This is a genomic window from Rathayibacter sp. PhB1, assembly GCF_004362935.1.
Classification (GTDB): Bacteria; Actinomycetota; Actinomycetes; order Actinomycetales; family Microbacteriaceae; genus Rathayibacter; species Rathayibacter festucae.
Map to the genome: position 1 here is coordinate 132,954 of NZ_SNYD01000003.1, position 21,128 is coordinate 154,081.

Sequence of the window (21,128 nt, forward strand, 5' to 3'; positions counted from 1 at the left end):
CGTATCGAGATCCACCACCGCCGGAAGACGAGGCCGCAGACCCTCCCTGCTGACAACGCCGGGTCTCGATACGCCCCTCCGGGGCTACTCGACCAGCATGCAAGCGGCCGGCGCCGCCCATGCTGATCGAGTAGCCCGCGCAGCGGGCGTATCGAGATCCACCATCGCCGGAAGTCGAGTCAGCAGACCCCGCACCCTCAGGCGGCCACCGCGACCGGCTGGATCCGCGCCCGCGGCGCCCAGCCGACGGCGATCGCCGCGACCGCGAACGAGAGCTGCCCCACCCACGGCAGCACCGCGGACACGATCGACGCGTCGCCCCCGCTGGTCGCGAAGGAGTCGGCGATCGACATCCCGATGCCGAAGCCCGTGAAGAAGCGGAAGAAGATCGCCGCGCCGACCAGCGAGAGCATCACGATCACGAGCCGACGCGGCGTGAGGGCGTCGCCCGCGCGGTGCACCGCGAGCGCCGCCACGAACAGCGCGGGCACCGTCCAGAAGGCCGCCCAGATCGCGGTCGCGACGAGCGTGCCCGTGATCGAGAACCCGTCGCGCTCGGCCAGAAGCCGGTAGATCGTGGCGAGGTCGGTGCCCGGCACCTTGGTGAGCGGGTTCCAGACCAGCAGGTCGACCCCGCCGACGACGACCACGGCGACCACCAGCGCCGCCCCGCCCAGCGCGACCGGCACCCGCCGCGCCCGCGACGCGGTCCGGTGCTCCCACGCGATCGGCCGCGTCCCGCCGATCACCGCGACACCGGTCGCCAGCCCCGCGCTCGACACCAGGAAGCCCAGGAGCGGCAGCCACCACGGCGCCCCCGGCACCAGCACGCCGCCCGCCACCATCGCCGGCCCCGCGATCGCCGCGAGCAGCGACACCCGCGCCGTCCGGGTCTCGGCGGCCCGCGCGGCCCCCGCCATGTGCGCGGCGCCAACCAGCCCGACGACGAGCGCCAGCCCGATCAGCACCCGGCCCGTCGCCTGCATCACCGTGAGCACCCCCGCGGAGACCCCCTCCGGCACCACTCCCCCGCCGGTCAGGTACCCGCCGATCAGGATCACCGCAGCAGCCGTCAGCAGCCCGAGCCCGCGCCGCGCCAGCCGTCGCGGCCGGAGGAACCGCGGCTCCCCCGAGTGCACCGGCAGCCCGCGGTCGAGGGTCGCACTGAGCACGAGCGCGCCGAGCACGACGTCGCGGCGCCGCAGCCCCGCCTCGTCCGCGCCCGCGACGTCGGCCCGCCACTCCTCGAGGTAGCGCTGACGGGCGAGCGGCGGGAGCAGAAGGGCCAGGAGTCGCAGCAGCAGGTCGATCACGCGCGGGCCTCCGCCCCGGAGAGCCGGACCGGCCGTGCCGCGGCGGCCTCGAACCGCGCGACGGCGGTCGCCGCCGCCTGCGCCCCCTCGCTCGTCAGCTCGTAGAGCCGGCGCCGCGGACCGCTGCGCTCGGTGTCCGCCTCCCACGCCGACGACACCCACCCGGCCCCCTCGAGCCGCTCCAGGATCGGGTACACACTGCCCGCCGGACGCCCCGTGCCCTTGATGACGAGCATCCCCCAGGTCGGCCCGGAGGCGTCGAGGAGCGCGCGGAGCACGTCCGCGGTCGCGGCGGTCATGCGGCTGAGCGGAGTCATGCGCCGAAGCTACCTATGTAGAGATAGGACGGTCAACCGCGGGCCAGCCTCCCCAGAAGTCGAACCGTGTCGAGAATCACTTGTCGCTTTCTCAGGTGCTTGCCAGGTTCTGTCATACTCCGCAGATGACACAGCAGAATCCCGCCGCTTTCGGCGCGCCCGTTTCCGGGCCCGCCTCCCCCAAGACCGGCAACGGTCTCGGCCTCGCCTCTCTCATCATCGGAATCCTCGCCCTCGTCGGCTCCGTGATCCCCTTCGTCAACTACGTCTCCGGCTTCCTCGCCTTCGTCGGCCTGGTCCTCGGCGTCATCGCGCTCTTCCTCAAGGGACGCAAGCGCGGCACGGCCATCGCCGGAACCGTCCTGAACGTGATCGCCTTGATCCTCTCGATCATCCTGGCGATCGTCTACACCGCCGGCTTCGCGACCGGCGTCTCGAACGCGATCGAGACCGCCCAGGCCGAGAGCTCGGCCGAGGCGGCGGTGGAGCGCACCCTCGTCTACGAGGTGTCCGGCGCCTCGACCGACGCGTCCGTCGTCTACTCGACCTTCGACGGCAGCACCGCGGGCACCGAGCAGGCGACCGGTCAGACGCTCCCGTTCACCAAGGAGCTGACGGTCCAGACCGGCGGCGACTTCACCTTCCAGAGCTTCACCCTCACGGGGTCGAACGGCGCGGACGACACCGGAGACATCACCTGCAAGATCACGCTCGACGGCGAGGTCCTCGCCGAGCAGACCAGCACCGGCGCCTTCGCGTCGGCGCTCTGCACGGCGACTCCGTAACGACGAGCCGAAGGAGGGCGGGGATGCTTCGGCGTCCTCGCCCTCTTCGTATTCCCTCCACGATCCATGCCTAACTCGAGGAAATCATGAAGAAGTCGATCACCTGGCTCACCGCTCTCAGCGGCGTAGTCGTCCTCCTCGCCGGTTGCACTCCTGAAGTCTCGGTCACTACCTCTTCTTCCGAGCCGAGCGCCCCCGCGGCCTCAGCAACCGCCAGACCTTCACCAGCGGTCGTGCAACTCGACGACGTGACAGCCGCCGACCGTTATCTCGACCTCGTCTGCCCGAACAACATCGCCATCCGCGAGCTGGCGGACGCATTCGCCGCAGGCGAAGACGAGATGCTGAATGGTGGCGATCCTGATGCGACCGCTGTGCGAGCCGTGGCGGCAAGGCGGCTCGAACTCAACCGCCAGACACTCACTCTTCTCGACGATCCGAGTGTCTTCTGGCCCGATGCCGTGGGTGATCAGCTAAAGCATGTCCGCAGCAGCTACCTCTCTGAACTCCCGACGCTAGATACGATGGCGAATGCGGCGACCTTCCGCGATGCCTTCTACACGACTTTCTCAGAGGCCTCGCCCGAGCAGAAAGCGGCTGGACAGCAGATCCGGTACACCCTGGGGATCGACGCGGACACGGTCGCCAGTTGCGTCGGCCATGAGACGGGGCTCGAGCGACTGGCGGCGGAATACGCCGACCGCCAAGCCGCACTCGACTGAAGCCACAATGTTCTCCAGGTCCCGCTAGACGAGGCGGGGTAGGCATTATTCGCCCAGTCGTGCGCGAATGGGTCACCCCCGCAAAGAAGATGTAGTAGCCGTAACGGCGCAACGGCACGATGACTGAGAGCAGAAGTGCTCCCCCGCAGCCAGGACACCGCGCCGCCGTCTGCCAGCATGAAGACCTGCACTCGACGAGGGGGACATCTGTGGGGATCGTGAAGTGGCTTCTGAGCCTGCTGGACTCAGGGCCGACGCCCGAGAAGCCGGCGGACGCGACCGGCGCAGGGGTTCCCGCCTTCGCCGTTATCGACGTCGAGACGACAGGCCTCTCCCCACGGCAGGACCGCATCCTCGAACTGGCGATCGTCCGCACCGATGCGAACGGAGTCGTCGTCGACGAATGGGTCTCCCGCTTCGATCCCGAAGGACCGGTCGGCGCCACCCACATCCACGGCATCCGCGCGTCGGACGTCGCCGGCGCGCCGCTCTTCCGCGACCTCGCCCCGACCATCGCCGCCGCACTCGGCGGAGTCACGATCGTCGCGCACAACGCGAAGTTCGACACGGCCTTCCTCCACGAGGAGTTCCGGGCGGCGGGATGGGCGGTCCCCAGGCTGTCGACCTTCTGCACCATGGACGGAAGCCACCACTACCTCCCGGACCTTCAGCGCCGACGTCTCGCCGACTGCTGCTGGGGTGCCGGCGTCGAGCTGGTCGACGCCCACTCCGCGCTCGGTGACGCACGCGCCACGGCAGCACTGCTCCGCAGCTACCTCACCGCCGATCGTCGTCGCCCGCATCCGACGCTGGCCGCTCTTCCGCGCACACCGCTCTGGCCGAGCGTGCCGTCCCGAGCCGCCGTCTCGCGGCGCCGCAGCGCCGGAGCACGGACGAGCGCTCCCGTCCGCATGACGCCGAAGCGGCCGGACCAGCAGCCCCTCGTCCAGCAGCTGACGAACGTCGGACTTCTCGAGCTCCTCGACGAGGGCGCACCGGTCGGAACGATCGCCTACCTCGAGCTGCTGCTCGACTGCCTCACCGACGGCGACCTCTCGGTGTCGGAGGCGTCCGCTCTCGACGAGCTGACCCGGACGTTCGGTCTCTCCGCGGCGGATGTCGCCTCCGCCCACACGGCGTTCCTGCAGGCGCTCGCGCACCGTGCCCTCGACGACGGCCGGGTGTCGCAGTCGGAACGGCAGCAGCTCCTGGCCCTCGCCACCCTGCTGTCCGTCCCGGCGAACTCGGTCAAGACCCTCATCGAGCGCGCGGACACCGCGCGGATCACCCGGCTGAGTGCCGGGCTCGGGCCGCTCCCCCGGATCTGGGCGCACGGCGCTCCCCTCCATGTCGGCGACCGCGTCGCCTTCACCGGCTGCGACGAGCGTCAGCGCGAGAAGCTGGAACGACGCGCCGAGCAGCTCGGCGTCCGAGTGCTGGGGAACGTCTCCCGCCTGACGACCGTCCTCGTGGCGGACGGATCCTTCTCGGGTGGCAAGCACGAGCGCGCCCTCGAGTACGGAACCCGGATCGTCCACCCGGACACCTTCGAGATCCTCCTCGAGCACCTCCAGCCGGCACGCTCGTCCGCCGAGCCGGAGAAGCGCACGACGCCTGCCGCGCGGCGCTCCCAGCCCTCCGAAGTGATCGTCGCCGTGCCGTCTCAGGCGCGATCGACGGCGTCCCCGTCCGAGATCCGCAGCTGGGCGCTGGCGAACGGCCACGAGGTCGGCGTTCGCGGGCGGCTTCCGAAAGACGTGATCGCGGCGTTCGAGGCAGCGCGCCCGAGGGTCTAGACCTCACCTGGCGCGCCATCGACGCGACGGCGGGATTCGAACCCGCGTCAGCGGTGTTGCAGACCGCTCCCTGGCCTCTCGGGCACGCCGCGATGGCGGCGGAGAGTGAGCTCGGAGAGCGCGATCCGCCTCCGACCAGGGTGGTCCGGGCGGAGGCGGGGCGGAAGGCGCGTGACGCCGTGTGGCCGATCATTGCGGAGCGTGACGGCGCCGCGCACGGCTGAGGCGGATTCGCTGAGAGCGACGGGTCCGCCTCCGACGGCTACTTGCGGAACATCCGAGCGGTCGTCTCGAAGAGGCCGGCGACCGGGCGCTGCTGCTCGCCCTGCTGGGCGCCGAGGATGATGATGACGGCGGTCAGCACCGGGATCGCCCACTGGGTGACCTTCTGGACGCGGAGTGCGGTGGTCAGCTCGTCGGAGTTGCTCGAGGACGCCTCGGTGACGCCCTTCGCGCCCTCGTCGGCGTGCTTGGCCTGGGTCGCGCCGGCGATCGCGGCGGTGACGGAGGCGGCGCCCGCGAGACCGGTGACGATCGTCTTCACGACCGTGTTGGTGCGGCTCTCCTGCTGGTTCGCGAGGCGGGTCTTGTTGGCGAGGATCAGGCCGATGCCGCCGACGCCGTGGGCGGCGATCGCGGCGAGCTGCACGGGGGTCCAGCGGGCCCAGCCGTTCGCGGCGAGGCGCAGGCGCTCCGACGGGTCGGAGGAGGTGGACGCGGCGCCGTTCAGGCCGACGGCGCCCATCAGGGAACCGCCGAACCAGGCGGCGGCGCCGAGGTCGTGGAGGCTGCGGACGAGCGTATTGCGTGAGGGCATGGAGGCCTCTTCCTGTGCGGGTCGTCTGAGGGTGGCTGGCTCCTGACGGTACGCGCGTGCCTGCGAATGACACGGGGCTTGACCTCTCGCCCGCGGCGCGCTCGAGTGGAGCGGTACCGACCCGAGGAGCGAGCACGATGAGCGACGACACGACCGACGACGAGAAGCGCGGCATCCGCGACGACTTCCACGACGCCGTGAACATGACGGCCAAGGAGATCGAGTCCTGGCTCGAGAAGGACGAGTCGAAGGAGGTCGGCCAGAAGCCGGCCAGCGGCGGCGAGTCCGTCGGCCACCACAGCGGGCGCCGGATCATCGACATCCTCGGCACCAAGCAGGCCGACCTCAGCGAGGACGACTACGCGCACATGAAGAAGGTCACCGCGTACGTCGCCCGGCACTCCAAGCAGCGGCCCTCCGGCGACGTCACCGAGACGAAGTGGCGCTACTCGCTGATGAACTGGGGCAACGACCCGCTGAAGGGGTGAGCCGGCCCTCGCTGCCGAGGCGTCCCCGAACGGTCGAGACGTCCCCGTACAGCGGGACGCCTCGACGGGAGCGGGACGCCTCGGTGGCCGGCGTGCCTGCGGTGGGCGGATCTCGATACGCGCGCTGCGCGCGCTACTCGATCAGCATGCAAGGGCGGCAGCCGAGGAACGCGCGGCCCTCAGCATGCTGGTCACCCTCTGCATGCTGGTCGAGTAGCCGCCGGAGGTGGCGTATCGAGACCCGCCCTCGTCGGCGCAGCCGCCGCAGGCACCGCCGCCGCAGGCGTCCGCCGATCATGCTGGTCGAGTAGCCGCGGGACGCGGCGTATCGAGACCCACCCCGTCAGCACCGCCGCCGCAGGCGGCAGCCCCGCAGCCCCGCCGTCAGTCGACCGCGCAGCTCGCGTCGATCGGGCCGATCACGCCGTCGGTCACCGGGACGATGCCGCAGTTCGGGAAGCCCGCGCGCGGACGGTGCGCGGGGTCGATGGCGCGCAGGAGGCTGCCGAGCACCGTGCCGTGGGTGACGACCAGCACGTCGCCGTGCTCCGCCGCCGGCAGGATCAGCGCGAGCGCCGCCTCCACCCGCTCCCGCACCGACGCGGCCGTGTCCGCGCGGCCGGAGGGGTCGTGCCGGTGGATCGCGTCGATCACGCTGTCCAGGCCCGCGTCGGTCATCCGCGGCCAGTCCGCCGAGGCGGGCACGTAGGTGTAGCCGTGGTCCGCGAAGACCGGCTCCCAGAGCGACGCGTTCGGCTGACCCTCGAAGCCGCCGAAGTGCCACTCCCGCAGCGTCGTCGTCGGCACCGGCTCGATCGACGGGTGCCCGGCGAGCGCCGCCGCGGCCGTGGTCCGCGTGCGCGTCAGGTCGCTCAGGAACGCCGCGACCAGCGGCACCCCGCGCATCCGCTCGCCGAGGGCCGCGATCTGCCGCTCGCCCCGCGCGGTCAGCGGCGAGTCGCACCAGCCCTGCAGCTGGCCGTTGACGTTGAACAGCGTCTGGGCGTGCCGGACGAAGTGGACGGTGCCGCGGGTCATGGTGCTCTCTCCGTAGGGATGGATGGGACGCGAACGCTGCCTACTCCGGCGCCGCCCGCGCGATGTGCAGCGCCAGGAACGCCACCTCCTCGTTCGGCAGCTCCGCACCGTACTCCGCCCGCACGAACGCGCGGACCCGCTCCGCCGTCGCCACCGCCCGCGGATACCGCGTGCTGAGGCTCGTGAAGAGGAAGTCGTCCGAGCTGACGAGCAGCCCGCCCGAGAAGAAGCGCTCGGCGAAGTACTGCAGGTGCGCCACGAAGCGCGCCGAGCGCAGGTCCTCGCGGTCCAGCGCGGCCCCGCTCGTGTGCTGGATGATCGCGGTCACCGAGCGGATCAGCTGCACGATCCGCAGCGAGTCGATGCCGACCTTGCCCAGCTCCGCGTTGGCGAGGTGGAAGGCCACGTTCGCCGCCTCGTCGTCCGGCACGTCCACTCCGAGCCGCGCGCGCATCGCCGCAACCGCCCGCTCCCCCACCGCGTACTGCACCGGATACACCGAGCGCATCTCCCAGGCCAGCCGGTTCGCGACCGCGAGCCCGCGCCGCTGCCGCTCCACCGCGAAGTGCAGGTGGTCGGTCAGCGCGAGGTACACGTGCGGGTCGAGCTTCAGCCCCTGCTCCTCCGCGTCGGCGACGACCGCGCGGGTCAGCTCGACGAACTCCGGCGGGATCTGCGCCAGCAGCTCGACGAGGTTCCGCTGGTCGGCGTCGTCGAGCGCGACGAACACCTGATCCACCGCGGACGCCTCGATCACCTCGCCCGCCTTGGCGCCGAAGCCGATCCCCTTGCCGAGCAGCACCCGCTCGGCGCCGCGCTCGTCGACGACGAGCACGACGCTCGAGTTGAGCACCTTCTTGATGGTCTGCATGCGTGTCTCCGTCGACGGCGTCTGCGCGGCCCGGCGGGCAACTGGAGCGAGGAGGGTCATCCCAGGTCGGCGCCGTTGGACGCGATGACCCGCTGGTACCAGAAGAAGGAGTCCTTCCGGTACCGGTTCGTGCTGCCGTGGCCGAGGTCGTCCATGTCGACGTAGACGAACCCGTAGCGCTTCGAGATCTGCGAGCTGGAGGCGCTGATCAGGTCGATCGGCGCCCAGCTCACGTAGCCGAGGAGCTCCACACCCTCGTCCACCGCCTGGATCATCTGCTCGAAGTGCGCGCGGAAGTAGTCGATCCGGTAGGGGTCGTGGATGCGGGGATCCTCCCCCTCATTGTCCGATGCGACGAGCTCGTCCCGCATCCCGAGCCCGTTCTCCACGATGAACAGCGGCTTGCCGTAGCGGTCGTAGAGGTCGATCAGCGAGATCCGCAGGCCGACCGGGTCGATCTGCCAGCCCCACTCGCTCGACTCCAGGAACGGGTTCTTCACGCCGAGCACCGTGTTGCCGGGGGTGCGCTCAGCGTCCGGTCGCACCGACTCCGTCATCGACATGTAGTAGCTGAAGGAGATGAAGTCGACCGGATGCTCGCGCAGCAGCTCGGCGTCCCCCTCCGCGAACGGGATCTCGACGCCGCGCGCCGCGAGTGCGCGCAGGGCGAGGCGCGGGTAGGCGCCGCCGGCCTGGACGTCGGTGCAGAGGTAGAGCATCCGCTCCTTGGCCTGGGTGGCCGCGACGTCGTCGGGGTGGCAGGTGTTCGGGTAGGTCGTCAGCATCGTGAGCATGCAGCCCATCCGCGCCTCGGGCCAGAGCTCGTGCAGGATGCGGGTGACCGACGCCGACGCGACGAACTGGTGGTGCAGCGCCGTGTAGCAGGCCTGCTCGACGCTGCCCTCGACGGTCTCCTCGATGATGCCGCCCGAGGTGAACGGGTGGCGGATGATCCCGTCGATCTCGTTGAACGACAGCCACATGTCGACCAGGTGGCCGAAGCGCTCGAAGCAGGTGCGGGCGAAGCGCTCGAACAGCTCGATGGTGCGGCGCTCGACCCAGGCGTTGTGCTTCAGGGCGAGGGCGAGCGGCGGGTCGTAGTGCGAGAGGGTGACCAGCGGCTCGATGCCCAGGCGCCGCATCTCGGTGAAGAGCGCGAGGTAGTAGGCGACGCCCTCCTCGAGCGGCTCCGCCTCCTCCCCCGTCGGGTAGAGCCGGGTCCAGGCGATCGAGACGCGGAGGGTGGTGAAGCCCATCTCCGCGAAGAGCGCCAGGTCGCCGGGGTAGCGGTGGTAGAAGTCGATCCCGCGGCGCTTGGGGTAGTACTCGGTGTCGTCGTCCGCCATCGCCGCGGTGATGCTCGCCACCGTGTTCTGATGGTGGATCGCGTACTCCTTGGGGTCGGCCTTCGGCTTGTAGGAGGCGACGTCACTGACGGCCGGCCCGCGCCCGCCCTCGCGCCACGCGCCCTCGACCTGGTTGGCGGCGAGTGCGCCGCCCCAACGGAATCCCTCAGGCAGCGCCATCGGCGAGCTCCTTCTCTTTCTGGGTGACGGTGATGATCGCATCGCCCGCCGACACGCGGTCGGCGGCCTCGATGAGCACGGTGTACTCGGCCGAGTTGGTGATCAGCACCGGGGTGGTGGTGTCGTAGCCGGCGGCGGTGATGGCCGCGAGGTCGGCGGTGAGCAGCAGCTGCCCGGCCTCGACGCGCTCGTCGACGGCGACGTGCACGTCGAAGGGCGCGCCGTCGAGCTGGACGGTGTCGAGACCGACGTGGATGAGGGCCTCGACCCCGTCGTCGCGGCGCAGGCCGATCGCGTGCTTGGAGCTGAGGACGGCGATGACCGTGCCTGCGAACGGCGAGCGGACGACACCGTCGGTGGGGCGGATGGCGATGCCCTCGCCGAGGACGCCGGCGGAGAACACGGGGTCGTTCACCTCGCTGAGCGGGATGACGTCGCCGCTGAGCGGAGCGGTCAGGGCGGTCGCGTCGTCGGCGTCCTTCGCGACCACGTCGCCGAGGGCCTGGACGCTGGCGGAGGCGTCGTCGCGCCAGATGATGAAGGAGACGACGAACGAGACGGCGACGGAGATCAGCAGGCCGATGACGGCGTTGAGCAGGTTCCAGGGGTTGAGGCCGTCGATGAACATCGAGATGCTCGCGACGCCCGGGCTGACCAGCGCGAACGCGGCGACCTGGGTGGCGCCGATGTAGGCGCCGCCGACGACGCTGCCCGAGATGACCGAGATCAGCGCGCGCTTGTTCTGCAGGGTGACGCCGTAGAGGGCGGGCTCGGTGATGCCGAAGAGGGCGGAGAGTCCGCCGGAGAAGGCGGTCGCGCGCAGCGCCGCGCTCTTGGTGCGCAGGGCGATCGCGAGGCTGGAGCCGGCTTCCGCGGCGTTGTGCGCGAGGGAGGAGGCGAGGTAGAAGGTGTCCTTGCCCGCGCTGGCCATCGTCGCGATGGTCGGCGGGATGAAGGCCTTGTGCATGCCGACCGAGATGATCAGCGGCAGGACGCCGGCGAGGAGCGCGACGGCCACCCAGCCGAGCGCGCCGTAGAGGCCGATCAGGGCGCCGGTCAGCATCGAGCCGAGCCAGTAGCCGAGCGGGCCGAGCAGGAAGATCGTGGCCGGCGCGACGATGACGAGGCACATCAGCGGCACGTAGAACGTGCGGATCGGACCCCACGAGTGCTTCGTGAAGAAGCGCTCGACGACCGAGAGCAGGAGGACCGCGAGGATCGCCGGGAACACCTGCGCGTTGTAGGCGATCACCGGGACGGGGATGCCGAAGAGGGCGACGCCGCCCTCCTGGTTGAGCAGCGCGGTGAAGGCCGGGAAGACGAGCACCCCGACGAGTCCGAGGGCGAGCGGCCGGTTCACGTCGAGCTTCTTGGCGCTCGTGTAGGCGACGAGGAGCGGCAGGAAGCCGAACACCGCGTCCGGGATGGCGGACAGCAGCTTGAAGTTGTCGCTGGCGGGGTCGAGCCAGCCCACCGCGGAGGCGAGGACGAGGAACGACTTGAAGATGCCCGCGCCGGCGATGGCCGGGATGATCGGCGTGAAGACGCTGACGACGAAGTCCATGACCGTCGCGCCGAGCCGCTTGAGCGACCGGGGCTGCTTGGTCTTGGGGGCCGTCGCCTCGGTGCCGCCGCGCAGCTTCTCGACCGCCGCGTACATCTCGGCGACGCCGTTGCCGACGATGACCTGCGTCTGCGGCCCCATGACGACGCCGATCACGCCGGGCACCGCCTTGAGGGCGTCGACATCGGCCTTCTGGTCGTCCGCGAGCGCGAAGCGCAGTCGGGTCGAGCAGTGCTGCAGCTTCGAGACGTTGCCGGCGCCGCCGACATGCTCGAGGATCGCCTTCGCGCTGTCCTGGGTACTCATCGGTACTCCTTCGGGTATGTGGGGGACGCGCGCTTCCCTGCGCTGTGCTGCCCGGTGTCTTCGCTGCTTCCGTCGCTGTCCCCGCCCCGTCATCGGGGCGTCAGGAGGCGTCCGGGCACAAAAAAAGGACCCGACGACGCTTCGTACGCGTTTCGTCGGATCCTGCCTGCACGACCAGTCACATGTCCGAGAGCGAACGTAACACGGGGGTGGCGGGGGCGTCAAAGACAGGGCGGGGCGGCGGGACCGGCTCCGTTCCGGCGTCCTTCGGCCGCTCCACGCTCTCGGAGGACGGCCTCCTCGACGATCCGGACGATCTCGTCGACGTCCTCGTGCTCCCAGAAACGGAGGGAGGTCCAGCCCGCCTCCTGCAACAGTCGATCGGTGTCGCGGTCGCGTTCACGATTCCTGGTGACCTTCTCCGCCCAGAAGCCGGCGTTGGTCTTCGACACCGTGTGGTGCACGGGGCAGCCGTGCCAGAAGCAACCGTCGAGGAACACCGCGATCCGCTGCTTCGGGAACGCGACGTCGATCGTCCGCCTCGAAGAACCGGGCACCTTCAGCTGAAGGCGATAGCGGAGACCGGCGGCGTGGAGCGCTGATCGGACTCGCAGTTCCACCTTCGTGTCACGCCCGCGGTTCGAGAGCATCGACCGCCGGACACCGTCGCTCGAGGCCCAGGACATCGGTCGATGGTATGTCGAGGTGGGACTCCATCAGCCGATCCGCGCCGGTAGCTTTGTCACATGACTTCCGGCCCCATCCGCACCCTCGATCTTTTTGCCGGCGCGGGAGGCCTGACCGCCGGTTTCCACGCCGCCTCACCCCGGATCGAGACCGTCGCAGCCGTCGAGTGGGAGATCGCGGCGGCGGCGTCGTTCGAAGCGAACTTCGGCCGCGGAAAGGCCTGGGCCGGCAGCATCCAGAGCTGGTTGGCCGAATCGGAGATGCCGACGGACATCGACATCGTCATCGGTGGTCCGCCCTGCCAGGGCTTCTCGACACTCGGGAAGCAGGACGTCGAGGACGAGCGGAACGACCTCTGGCGGACCTACGCGGAGACGATCCATCGGGTCCGTCCCAAGTACTTCGTCGTCGAGAACGTCGCCGCCTTCACCAAGTCGCCACAGTTCCGCGAGTTCGAGGCGGCCGTCCAGCCAGGCGAGATCCTCGAGGACTACGCCTTCGAGTGCCGGATCCTGAACGCAGCGGACTACGGAGCGCCTCAGGCGCGCAAGCGAGCGGTGCTGATCGGACACCGGCGCGACCTCCCTGCGCCGGGCTTCCCCGTCCCCACCCATCTCGGGAACCACCGCACAGTGCGGGACGTGCTGATGATGGAGCACCGAGTCTCCTTCGAGACCATCGACGAGAACAGCCTCACCGAACGGTCGATCGAGTTCGCGGGGAAGATCTTCAAGGGGCCGTACTCCGGTCTCGAGCTCCACACCAGTAGGAAGTACTCACCTCTTTCGCTTCAGCGCTTCGAAGTCATCCCCGCCGGCGGGAACCGCTTCGATCTGCCGTACGAGCTCCAGGCCGACTGCTGGCGGAAGCACCGCACCGGCTCCGCGGACGTGATGGGCAGGCTGCACTGGGACAAGCCCGCGGTCACGATCCGGACGGAGTTCTTCAAGCCCGAGAAGGGGCGGTACCTGCACCCGGAGGCCATGCGGTCGATCTCCTTGTACGAGGCGGCGATCCTGCAGGGATTCCCCACGGACTACAAGTTCGTCGGGTCGAGGACGGCGATCGCGAAGCAGATCGGCAACGCGGTACCGATCCCGCTCGGAGCGGCGATCGCGACCCAGCTCATCGAGGTGCTGAACGGAATGACGCCGGCGGCGATGGACCCGGCAGTGGTTGGCCCGATCGGGCGGTCGTCGGTGCTGCCCGAGGAGCGCGTTCCTCTCTTCTGACCCGAGTGCTTTTCCGAGCATTCGTCCGTTCTGAACGACACCCGTCGTCGATATAGGCTTCGAAGATCAGCGTCCAACGAAGGATCAGTGGTCTCATCAGCACCGACATGTTCTACGGAATGTTCGCCCTCTATGCCCGTCAGCACGGTGTCGAAGAAGCGGAGGAATCCATGGCCGGCGTCCTGCCGGTCGAGACGCTGACGGCTCTTCGCGAGCGATTCGACTCGGATCGCAAGAAGGTGCAGAGGGGCGGCCCGGTCATCATCTCGGCAGGACGTCCCGACTGGTATCCGGGCCCCACGCCGAAGGACAAGTTCTGGAATGCGCTCTACCACCAGTTCGAGTCGGAGAAGTGGAGCGACGAGAGGCTCCTGAGCGTCAACAAGTCCTCGGACAAGGTCGTCGCCCACACGGAACGGCCGGACAAATCGAGTTGGAGTACGCGCGGGCTCGTGGTCGGGTACGTGCAGAGCGGCAAGACCACTAACTTCCTCGCCACGGCCGCCAAGATGGCCGACCTCGAGTACGGGCTCATCATCGTGCTCTCGGGTATTCACAACGCCCTTAGGAAGCAGACGCAGATGCGTCTGGAAGAAGCTCTGGCTCGTGTGCCCGCGAAGGACTGGTTCCGACTCACCGAGCTGAATCGCGACTTCCGGCTCCCCTCGTTCGACGCAGCTGCCCTCCTCTCCGGACATCAGACCGGTGTAGCAGTGGTGAAGAAGAACGCGTCCGTGCTGAGGAAGCTCAAGAAGTGGCTCGAAACCGACGGGGCCCGCACGGCACTCAAGGAGCGTCCGATGCTGATCATCGACGACGAGGCCGATCAGGCGTCCATTCAGACGAACACAATCAACCCCCTGATCACCGACCTTCTCAAGCTCGCATCGAAGTCGACTTACATCGGCTACACCGCCACCCCGTTCGCGAACGTCTTCATCGATCCGTATGACACCAGCGACCTCTATCCACGCGATTTCATTCTCAGCCTGCCGCGTCCCGATGGATACTTCGGACCGGAAAAGATCTTCGGCCGAGATGTCGTCACTTCCGACCTTGGCCCTTCGGACGAGCCGGAGGACGGCTATGACATGGTGCGCATCGTGCCCGACGACGACGTCGCCAAGCTTCGACCCGGGACGAAGGACGCGGCCTCATTCGAACCGGAGCTGACAGCGGGGTTCGCCGACGCGCTCGATTGGTTCTGGCTGGCGACCGCGGTGCGTCGCGCTCGTGGCGACCTCGGCCACAGCTCGATGCTGGTGCACACCTCGGTCAAAACATCGGTTCACGAAGCCTTCAAGCCGATGATCGAGGAGTATCGCGCTGGAACCGCGGACGGGCTCGCGAAAGAGGACTCGGCAACCGCGAGACGTTTGGAGGAGGTCTGGGAACGCGAGAGCCACCGGGTGCCGCCCACTTCCGCCGATCGCGCAGTATTCACGTTCGTGGAGATCCTGCCGTTCCTCCGACGCGCTGTCGACGACTCCAGAGTCGTACTCGACAACTTCCGCAGCACTGACCGACTCGATTACAACGCAGAAGCATCACAGGTCGTCATCGCCGTCGGCGGAAACACCCTCTCGCGCGGCCTGACACTCGAGGGCCTCGTTGTGAGCTTCTTCGTCCGAGCTGCCGGTACCTACGACACTCTGATGCAGATGGGGCGGTGGTTCGGTTACCGGACCGGGTACGAGGAGCTCCCTCGCATCTGGATGACGGGCGAGCTGCGCGAGAACTTCCGCCATCTGTCCCGCGTCGAGTACGAGATGCGGGACGACATCGACCGCTTCCAGCGGGAGGACATCACCCCGGAACAGGCGGCGGTGCGCATCAGCACCCATCCGGCGCTACGAATCACTGCGAAGATGGGAGCAGCGTCCCCCCTGTTCGTCTCGTTCGAAGGTCGTCGCTTCCAGACCAGGTACTTCCGCAACCGCGACAAGCAGTGGCTCTCGCAGAATCTGACTGCTGCCGTCGATCTGTTGAGGAGCTGCGCGGAGGAGGACCTCACCATGGAGACGAGCAGGATCGGAGCTCGGCTCTATCGTGACGTCCCCGTGCACCTCGTCCAGCGTTTTCTCGACGCCTACTCCGTCCATGGAGACTCCAAAGATGTCGATACGGCGTTGATGAGCGAATACATCGCCCGTAGCAACGCCGCATCCGAGGGCTCGCTCCACAGGTGGTCCGTTGCGATCGTGGAGTCTCCGAACGGGAAGGAGACGACCGTCGGCGATTTGAGCGTCCGCATGGTGACACGAGGTGTGGTGGACGATAAGGACTACCCGCACCCGGGACGCGCGGATATCAAGACACTGATGAGCAAGGAGGATCGTGTACTCGACCTGGACATCACCAGGGCGAACGCACGTGAGCTGGCCGAGAAGAAACTGGATGTGCGTCGTAATGAGGATGATGTCCTGAAGCACCGAGGTCTTCTCGTGCTTTATTTCATCGATCCCGATGGGGGCGCAGAAGGCGGCCAGCAGCGGCAACGCCTGTCGATGAACGCGGTCGAAGTGCCCGTCGGCATGGGAGTCGTCTTCCCCACGCAGTCCTCACCAGAACTCCGAGTCGCTGCTTCGAAGGTGTCCGTCGATCTGTCCGCGATGGAGATCGAGACACCGGACGACTTTGCGGAAGGTATCGATGAAGACACGGAGACGGAATCGCCCGCGTGAGTCCCCGATCCTCGACGGCCGGCGCTTGGGCCGTGCTCAGCCGCCCCTCCGAGAGCCGTTTCGAGTCCTACTTACTCAGAAAGGTCGGCGCTAGGCACGTGCGTGCCGCCCTCGACGACGAAGGTCACCGCCATCTCCTCGTTCCGCTCAAGGTGAGACCGAAGCAGCTTCCGCAGAACGGCGAGGTGGTGGTCTTCGACGTGTTGCCCCTGGCCTTCGGCGACGAGACAGGCCTCGTCCTCGACATCGCCTGCACCGACGTCTCTGTGCACGGTGAATTCGACCTGTTGATCGATGAGGTGACCGACTCGATCGAGACGCTCGAAACGGCCGGCGCGGCAGCGCTGGACGCCGTCGATCGTTGGCGGCGCCTTCTGGCTCTTCAGCGCACGAAAGGGCTTTCGTTCATCGAGCAGATGGGTCTCGCAGCCGAGCTGATGTTGCTGGAGCACGCCCTGAGCATCGACGCGACTTCGATCCCGTCCTGGCGCGGCCCGTTCCGAGAACCGCATGACTTCGAATTCGCTCGCGACTGCATAGAGGTCAAAGCTCTGGCCGGTGCCGCGACCGTCGAGATACACGGGCTCGAGCAGCTGTCGGAACACGAGGCGAAGAGCCTTCATCTCGCTCTGGTCGAAGTCTCCGAAGCAGATGACGGGGCGACAGTCGTCGAGACGGCGCGACGCCTACGCGATCGGTACGGCGTCGATCTCCGTGGCCCCCTGTCCGCGGCTCGCCTCGACCTGGAGCAGGACGACAGCACTCTCGCGCGATTCGTCACCGGCTTCGTGATCGTGATTCGGGTCACCGGTGACACACCACGCTTGACTGTGTCCGAAGGTGCGTCCTCGGAGGACTTCTCCGGAGTGAGCTATTCCCTTCGGACGGCGGCTCTCCTGCCCTACAGCTCGGGACAAGATCTCGACACACTCCTGAAAGAGGTTCTCCATGCCTGAGTGGTGGTCGCAGCGTTTCGCGCCCGAAGGATCGGCGGCCGCCGACGGCATCAAGAAGCAACTCGGTCAGCCCCGGCTCGACCCGCTGACCGTCCTGGCTCGCGAAGCCGCGCAGAACAGCTGGGATGCTCGGGCCGGCCGAGAAGTGCGATTCAACATCGACATCTCACGCCTCGGGGACCGCGCGGACGTGTGGCGGGATCGCTTCCAGTCGAATCTTCCGAGCGCGAGCGGTCTCTTCGGTTCGACCGAGTGGAACGCCGACACTCTGGTGATGACCGTGAGCGATAGAGGGACGGTCGGACTCGGTGGTCCCGCCCGCGCCGATCTCCGTGTAGAGCAGGACGAACGCCCTGACTTCGTCCAGTTCCTCCGCAACGTCGGAGAACCCCGCAATCAGTCCCTGGGTGGGGGCACCTACGGTTTCGGGAAGGGCATCTATTATTCGGTGAGCAAGGCGAGCGCGATCCTCGTCGATACTCACGCGGTCGACCGCAAGGCGGGGCGGCGCGTCATGGGTGCGGCAATGACGCACAAGTGGGAAGACGGCGACGAGGTCTACACCGGGCGTCACTGGTGGGGTGACATCGTGGGCGGCGTTCCCGACCCGGTCACCGGTGAAGAGGCTGCAGCTCTGTCCTCCGAACTCGGTCTTCCCGGTTTCGCCGAGGGAGAGCACGGCACGGACGTGATCATCATCGATCCGAGCCTCGGAATGTTCGACTCGGACAGAGACCGCACGGTCGAAGAGGCGATCGCATACCTGCGCTCATCGATGGTGTGGCACCTGTGGCCGAAGACGGTCGAAGCTCAGGAGGGCGTCGTTCTCCTCTCGACGAGTGTCGATGGACTGGTCGAGCAGGTCCCGTCCGCCGATCGGATCCCCTCGATGCAGGCGTTCGTCATCGCTCTCGAGAAGGCCCGCCGACAGGAAGGCCAGAAGTACGAGCGGAAGCGCGAGCCGTTCGACGTAGGCGTGTTGGCTCTCCAGATCTCGGAGGCGCAGCCCTCCGACTCTGAGGAGTTCGGCGCTGCCTGCCCTCTCGAAGGTCCGAGGCGTCATGTCGCCCGCATGAGGCGGGTCGAGCTCGTGGTCGACTACTTCGTCGGCGAGGAACATCCTGATCCGCGATTCGGCTACGCCGGTGTGTTCATCGGGTCCGAAGAAGCGGACGAGGTCTTCGGGCGAGCGGAGCCGCCGACACACGATGCGTGGGTCCTCGCCGGTCTTCGGGGTACAGATCTCGGCGTCGTCCGTGATCTCGGTCCGTTCCTCCGCGCGCGCATCCAGAACGAGGTGAACCCGCGGCGAGCGTCGAAGGCGACCTCCGAGACAGCCGGTCTAGGCCGCCTCGCAGCTCGCCTGGGTTCGGTGACCAGGAGTTTCTCCGGTACCGGCGCCGGCGCGGACGGCTCGAGCACCACCGGCGGCGGTAGCGAAGGAGAAGGCGGTGGTGGGGGTGGCGGGTCCCGGAAGAGACGTGCCGCGAAGCCCCGGTTCGTCGAAGGCCCTGACATCGTCGTGGAGAACGACACTGCCTTTCTTCGGGCGCTCGTCGAGGTGCCGAGTAGCGACGAGGGACAGAGCGTGATCGCCACCGCTCAGATCGTGCTCGAGAGCGGTGGAACGGAGGAGGACCCACCGGAGGGGACGGCCGGACCAGAATTCGAATGGCGAAGCGAGCAGGACGATCTCCTCATCGTGGGACCGATACTTCCTCCGGCTCCCGACGCCGGTGAGAGATGGTGGCTGACCGCCACTGTCATCGACGACGCGGCAGTACGCCTGTCCGTGGATTGGAACAACTGACGTGGTCGACTCTGTCGCGCCTTACAGGACCCCCCGACCAGGGACGATCAAGTGGTCACTGCCCGATCTCCTCGACGGGGACGCCTGGATCCCGCTCGGTGAAGAGATCGAGGGGTGGGACCCGTCCATGGATCTGATCATCCGCGGTTCCGTGGAGATGGATCCTCAAGCCGTCGAGACCGAGACGGGCCTCGGCCTGGACGAGATGGCGCTCGTCGTCTCCTGGTCCTGCTCCTCCAGTCGATTCCGAGCCGCCGCTCCTCGACAGGCCCTGACCCGAAGCGGAGTCACTCACTTCACCGTGACACTGCCGGGCGATCGCCTGGACGGGAACGTCGAGGTCACCACCGCGGTCGTGGCGTTGCCCCGTGCGGATGTCGGTGCCGGAACGGCACGTCGACGGGGCTCCGTCCTCACCGACCGCCGTTTCACCGTCGCGCTCGAGGGCACCGTCGGAATGTTCCCGGTGGAGATCGTCGACTTCGTCAAGACCCGGTTGCCGAACAAGGCGAGCTGGCACCTCGAGACGTCTCAGGAGCTGGACCAGACCTTCTTGGCGGGATTCCGCCTGCAGATCAATGAGCGTGATTCCGAACTGACGAAGGCGATCGGCTCTCGCAACCCGAGTGATCGCGAACGGATGCTGCTCGACGCCCTCGAAGAGGGCGTGCTCGGGCTTCTTCTCGAATCCGCATCGATGCTCCAGCACGAGCTGACCTCGGAATCGTCGTGGGAGGAGGACACTGTCGGCCACGTCCTGCATTCCCTCCTCACCCGCGCGGATGATCTCGGATCCGTGCCGACCGTTCCGGCGGAACTGGCCATGTGGCGTTCTTCGATCATGTCCAAGGTCCGCGGTCTCGGGGTAGGGCGGCAGATCGCATGATCATCTGGCCTCGACTGAGCAGAGCAGCCGCATCCGGTGAATGGGAACGGGTGAAGAGCGCTAAGGCGGCGACCGGCTCCTCCCTCATCCGTGACGTGCAGTGGCGAGCGATCGGTAATCGCGCGGACGAACAGGAGTTCGCGCGGCTCCGCGAGCGGATGACGGAGCTCGCGCAGAGCCACGGTTACCCCGAGTCGACGTCGTCGGATGCGCTCGGGCGCTTCGACCGCGAAGCAGCCTTCGTCGTCAGAGAACTCGTGGACGTCCCTTTCGCGGAGGCGGCCGCCGGCGACGTCTGGTCCTTCGTCGCGTTCGCCGTCCTACCCGAATTGACGGAGTGGCGCTTCGGCCGTAAGAACAAGGAACGTTGGATCGGCAGCGATTTGACCCGTCACACGTGGGCTCGACTCTGGTGGCAGGGTGAGGCCTTCCGCCCAGAACCGGAGCTTCTCCGTCAACTCTCTGAGAGCGATCTGAATCAGCTCTTCGAACGGCGATCGATCGGAGGTGACGGCCCCCTGGTTCGGGCTCTGGCTCGGTCCTTCGCGGACGTCTCCGACGAGCGCCGAGCTGTCGTTCGGGACACGACGAAGAGGATTCGGCGACTCCTCGCCTTCGTGCAGTCCTCGGCCCTCGAGCCGGATGAGATCAGGACTCTCGTTGAGGAGGTGGTGCAACTCTCGACGGCAGCGGTCACCGGAACGGCAGCGGTCACGAAGGATCAGCAGGCCGCGAGCGGCGCGGGTTCGGCAGTGGTCGTCCCCGACGCAGACGTTCCCGATCGGGCACTCGGTCTCGTCGAACCGTCCTACCTCGCCTACAGCCGCCCGGCAGCGCTTTCGGCCACCCAGCTCCTCGAGACCTCCGCACTCGAAGACATGATCGAGAGCGCCGTCGCAATCGAAGGCCCTGTTCTGCTGTCGAGGCTGCGCCGACTGATCGCAGGAGCGGTCGAGGACGAATCGATCCTCAGTTCCGCAGACGCGGCGATGGGCTCCGCCATCGAGGCGTTGCTCGAAGCACGTCGAATCGAGGCCGACGACTTCGAACTCCCCGGGTTGGGCTCCCAGCGAGCACTACGAGTGGTCGGGACTCCAGACCTCCGAGTGCGTCCGCTCGGTGTGCGACGTCTGCTGGAGGTACCCCTGCGCGAGGCGCTGGCAGCCGCCCGCCTCGCACCGGAAGACACTCAGACGAGCCGGATGGAGCATCTCCTCGCCTTCTACGGACTTCACGACATCGACGTGCTCGATCGAATGGTCCTGCTACAACTCGCGAACGCCGGTATTTGAAGAAAGTGATGCCGCGCTCTACGAGCGGGAGGCCACTC

The 21,128-nt window shown here is 67.8% G+C and carries 18 protein-coding genes and 1 tRNA gene; 10 read left to right on the forward strand and 9 right to left on the reverse strand.

Features of this window, described 5'->3' with window-relative positions; all coding sequences use genetic code 11:
- Positions 1–197 precede the first annotated feature (197 nt).
- Together EDF17_RS08485 and EDF17_RS08490 are read right to left on the reverse strand one after the other, a co-directional pair.
- Positions 198–1,313, reverse strand: coding sequence for a hypothetical protein (locus tag EDF17_RS08485; RefSeq protein WP_123446691.1), 1,116 nt, complete (start codon positions 1,311–1,313; stop codon positions 198–200).
- Positions 1,310–1,630: a helix-turn-helix transcriptional regulator gene (locus EDF17_RS08490; protein WP_123446692.1), complete on the reverse strand. Its 321-nt coding sequence runs from the start codon at positions 1,628–1,630 to the stop codon at positions 1,310–1,312. The genes EDF17_RS08485 and EDF17_RS08490 overlap by 4 nt, the downstream gene beginning before the upstream one ends.
- Positions 1,631–1,755: 125 nt before the next feature.
- On the opposite strand from EDF17_RS08490, the gene EDF17_RS08495 reads away from it, so the two are divergent.
- The 3 genes from EDF17_RS08495 (at position 1,756) to EDF17_RS08505 (ending at position 4,933) form a co-directional block, all read left to right on the forward strand.
- Positions 1,756–2,415 (forward strand): DUF4190 domain-containing protein, encoded by a 660-nt coding sequence (locus EDF17_RS08495; protein WP_123446693.1) that lies wholly within the window; start codon positions 1,756–1,758, stop codon positions 2,413–2,415.
- 86 nt (positions 2,416–2,501) lie between these two features.
- Complete coding sequence (locus EDF17_RS08500; protein ID WP_133671953.1) at positions 2,502–3,137, forward strand: hypothetical protein; 636 nt, start codon at positions 2,502–2,504, stop codon at positions 3,135–3,137.
- Positions 3,138–3,346: 209 nt separating this feature from the next.
- Positions 3,347–4,933, forward strand: a complete 1,587-nt coding sequence (locus EDF17_RS08505) for a histone-like nucleoid-structuring protein Lsr2 (protein ID WP_166649629.1) — start codon at positions 3,347–3,349, stop codon at positions 4,931–4,933.
- A gap of 21 nt (positions 4,934–4,954) precedes the next feature.
- On the opposite strand, the gene EDF17_RS08510 is transcribed toward EDF17_RS08505, so the two are convergent.
- Both EDF17_RS08510 and EDF17_RS08515 read right to left on the reverse strand, forming a co-directional pair.
- A tRNA-Cys gene (locus tag EDF17_RS08510) sits at positions 4,955–5,025 on the reverse strand.
- A gap of 170 nt (positions 5,026–5,195) precedes the next feature.
- Entirely contained in the window at positions 5,196–5,750 is a 555-nt protein-coding gene (locus tag EDF17_RS08515; protein ID WP_123446696.1) for a hypothetical protein, read from the reverse strand.
- Between the two features lie 137 nt (positions 5,751–5,887).
- Between EDF17_RS08515 and EDF17_RS08520 the strand changes: the two genes are divergently transcribed.
- Positions 5,888–6,238, forward strand: coding sequence for a DUF3140 domain-containing protein (locus EDF17_RS08520; RefSeq protein WP_123446697.1), 351 nt, complete (start codon positions 5,888–5,890; stop codon positions 6,236–6,238).
- 384 nt (positions 6,239–6,622) lie between these two features.
- Here EDF17_RS08520 and EDF17_RS08525 read toward each other — a convergent pair whose 3' ends face one another.
- From EDF17_RS08525 to EDF17_RS08545, 5 genes are all read right to left on the reverse strand, one after another.
- Positions 6,623–7,276, reverse strand: coding sequence for a histidine phosphatase family protein (locus tag EDF17_RS08525; RefSeq protein ID WP_123446698.1), 654 nt, complete (start codon positions 7,274–7,276; stop codon positions 6,623–6,625).
- A gap of 40 nt (positions 7,277–7,316) precedes the next feature.
- Positions 7,317–8,147: a PRD domain-containing protein gene (locus EDF17_RS08530; RefSeq protein WP_123446699.1), complete on the reverse strand. Its 831-nt coding sequence runs from the start codon at positions 8,145–8,147 to the stop codon at positions 7,317–7,319.
- 56 nt (positions 8,148–8,203) lie between these two features.
- Positions 8,204–9,673 (reverse strand): family 1 glycosylhydrolase, encoded by a 1,470-nt coding sequence (locus EDF17_RS08535; RefSeq protein WP_123446700.1) that lies wholly within the window; start codon positions 9,671–9,673, stop codon positions 8,204–8,206.
- On the reverse strand, positions 9,660–11,543 hold the full coding sequence (locus tag EDF17_RS08540) for a beta-glucoside-specific PTS transporter subunit IIABC (protein WP_123446701.1): 1,884 nt from the start codon (positions 11,541–11,543) through the stop codon (positions 9,660–9,662). Before EDF17_RS08540 ends, EDF17_RS08535 begins: the two co-directional genes overlap by 14 nt.
- 221 nt (positions 11,544–11,764) lie before the next feature.
- Positions 11,765–12,229, reverse strand: coding sequence for a very short patch repair endonuclease (locus tag EDF17_RS08545; protein WP_123446702.1), 465 nt, complete (start codon positions 12,227–12,229; stop codon positions 11,765–11,767).
- 60 nt (positions 12,230–12,289) lie between these two features.
- On the opposite strand from EDF17_RS08545, the gene EDF17_RS08550 reads away from it, so the two are divergent.
- From EDF17_RS08550 to EDF17_RS08575, 6 genes are all read left to right on the forward strand, one after another.
- Complete coding sequence (locus EDF17_RS08550) at positions 12,290–13,462, forward strand: DNA cytosine methyltransferase (RefSeq protein ID WP_123446703.1); 1,173 nt, start codon at positions 12,290–12,292, stop codon at positions 13,460–13,462.
- Positions 13,463–13,569: 107 nt separating this feature from the next.
- Complete coding sequence (locus tag EDF17_RS08555; RefSeq protein WP_123446704.1) at positions 13,570–16,146, forward strand: Z1 domain-containing protein; 2,577 nt, start codon at positions 13,570–13,572, stop codon at positions 16,144–16,146.
- 32 nt (positions 16,147–16,178) lie between these two features.
- Positions 16,179–17,102 (forward strand): PD-(D/E)XK motif protein, encoded by a 924-nt coding sequence (locus EDF17_RS08560; RefSeq protein ID WP_166649630.1) that lies wholly within the window; start codon positions 16,179–16,181, stop codon positions 17,100–17,102.
- Positions 17,095–18,912 carry a hypothetical protein gene (locus EDF17_RS08565; RefSeq protein ID WP_123446706.1) on the forward strand — a complete coding sequence of 606 codons (1,818 nt, stop codon included), beginning with the start codon at positions 17,095–17,097 and terminating at the stop codon, positions 18,910–18,912. Before EDF17_RS08560 ends, EDF17_RS08565 begins: the two co-directional genes overlap by 8 nt.
- 127 nt (positions 18,913–19,039) lie before the next feature.
- On the forward strand, positions 19,040–19,798 hold the full coding sequence (locus EDF17_RS08570; protein WP_133671954.1) for a hypothetical protein: 759 nt from the start codon (positions 19,040–19,042) through the stop codon (positions 19,796–19,798).
- A 50-nt stretch (positions 19,799–19,848) separates the two neighbouring features.
- Positions 19,849–21,090: a DUF6339 family protein gene (locus EDF17_RS08575; RefSeq protein WP_123446708.1), complete on the forward strand. Its 1,242-nt coding sequence runs from the start codon at positions 19,849–19,851 to the stop codon at positions 21,088–21,090.
- The last annotated feature ends 38 nt before the right edge of the window (positions 21,091–21,128 follow it).

Excerpts from the sequence above, each read along its gene's own strand:
- EDF17_RS08490 (WP_123446692.1), bottom strand. The coding sequence starts at position 1,630 with ATGACTCCGCTCAGCCGCATGACCGCCGCGACCGCGGACGTGCTCCGC.
- EDF17_RS08495 (WP_123446693.1), top strand. The coding sequence starts at position 1,756 with ATGACACAGCAGAATCCCGCCGCTTTCGGCGCGCCCGTTTCCGGGCCC.
- EDF17_RS08500 (WP_133671953.1), top strand. The coding sequence starts at position 2,502 with ATGAAGAAGTCGATCACCTGGCTCACCGCTCTCAGCGGCGTAGTCGTC.
- EDF17_RS08515 (WP_123446696.1), bottom strand. The coding sequence starts at position 5,750 with ATGCCCTCACGCAATACGCTCGTCCGCAGCCTCCACGACCTCGGCGCC.
- EDF17_RS08520 (WP_123446697.1), top strand. The coding sequence starts at position 5,888 with ATGAGCGACGACACGACCGACGACGAGAAGCGCGGCATCCGCGACGAC.
- EDF17_RS08525 (WP_123446698.1), bottom strand. The coding sequence starts at position 7,276 with ATGACCCGCGGCACCGTCCACTTCGTCCGGCACGCCCAGACGCTGTTC.
- EDF17_RS08530 (WP_123446699.1), bottom strand. The coding sequence starts at position 8,147 with ATGCAGACCATCAAGAAGGTGCTCAACTCGAGCGTCGTGCTCGTCGTC.
- EDF17_RS08535 (WP_123446700.1), bottom strand. The coding sequence starts at position 9,673 with ATGGCGCTGCCTGAGGGATTCCGTTGGGGCGGCGCACTCGCCGCCAAC.
- EDF17_RS08540 (WP_123446701.1), bottom strand. The coding sequence starts at position 11,543 with ATGAGTACCCAGGACAGCGCGAAGGCGATCCTCGAGCATGTCGGCGGC.
- EDF17_RS08545 (WP_123446702.1), bottom strand. The coding sequence starts at position 12,229 with ATGTCCTGGGCCTCGAGCGACGGTGTCCGGCGGTCGATGCTCTCGAAC.
- EDF17_RS08550 (WP_123446703.1), top strand. The coding sequence starts at position 12,290 with ATGACTTCCGGCCCCATCCGCACCCTCGATCTTTTTGCCGGCGCGGGA.
- EDF17_RS08555 (WP_123446704.1), top strand. The coding sequence starts at position 13,570 with ATGTTCTACGGAATGTTCGCCCTCTATGCCCGTCAGCACGGTGTCGAA.
- EDF17_RS08565 (WP_123446706.1), top strand. The coding sequence starts at position 17,095 with ATGCCTGAGTGGTGGTCGCAGCGTTTCGCGCCCGAAGGATCGGCGGCC.
- EDF17_RS08570 (WP_133671954.1), top strand. The coding sequence starts at position 19,040 with ATGGATCTGATCATCCGCGGTTCCGTGGAGATGGATCCTCAAGCCGTC.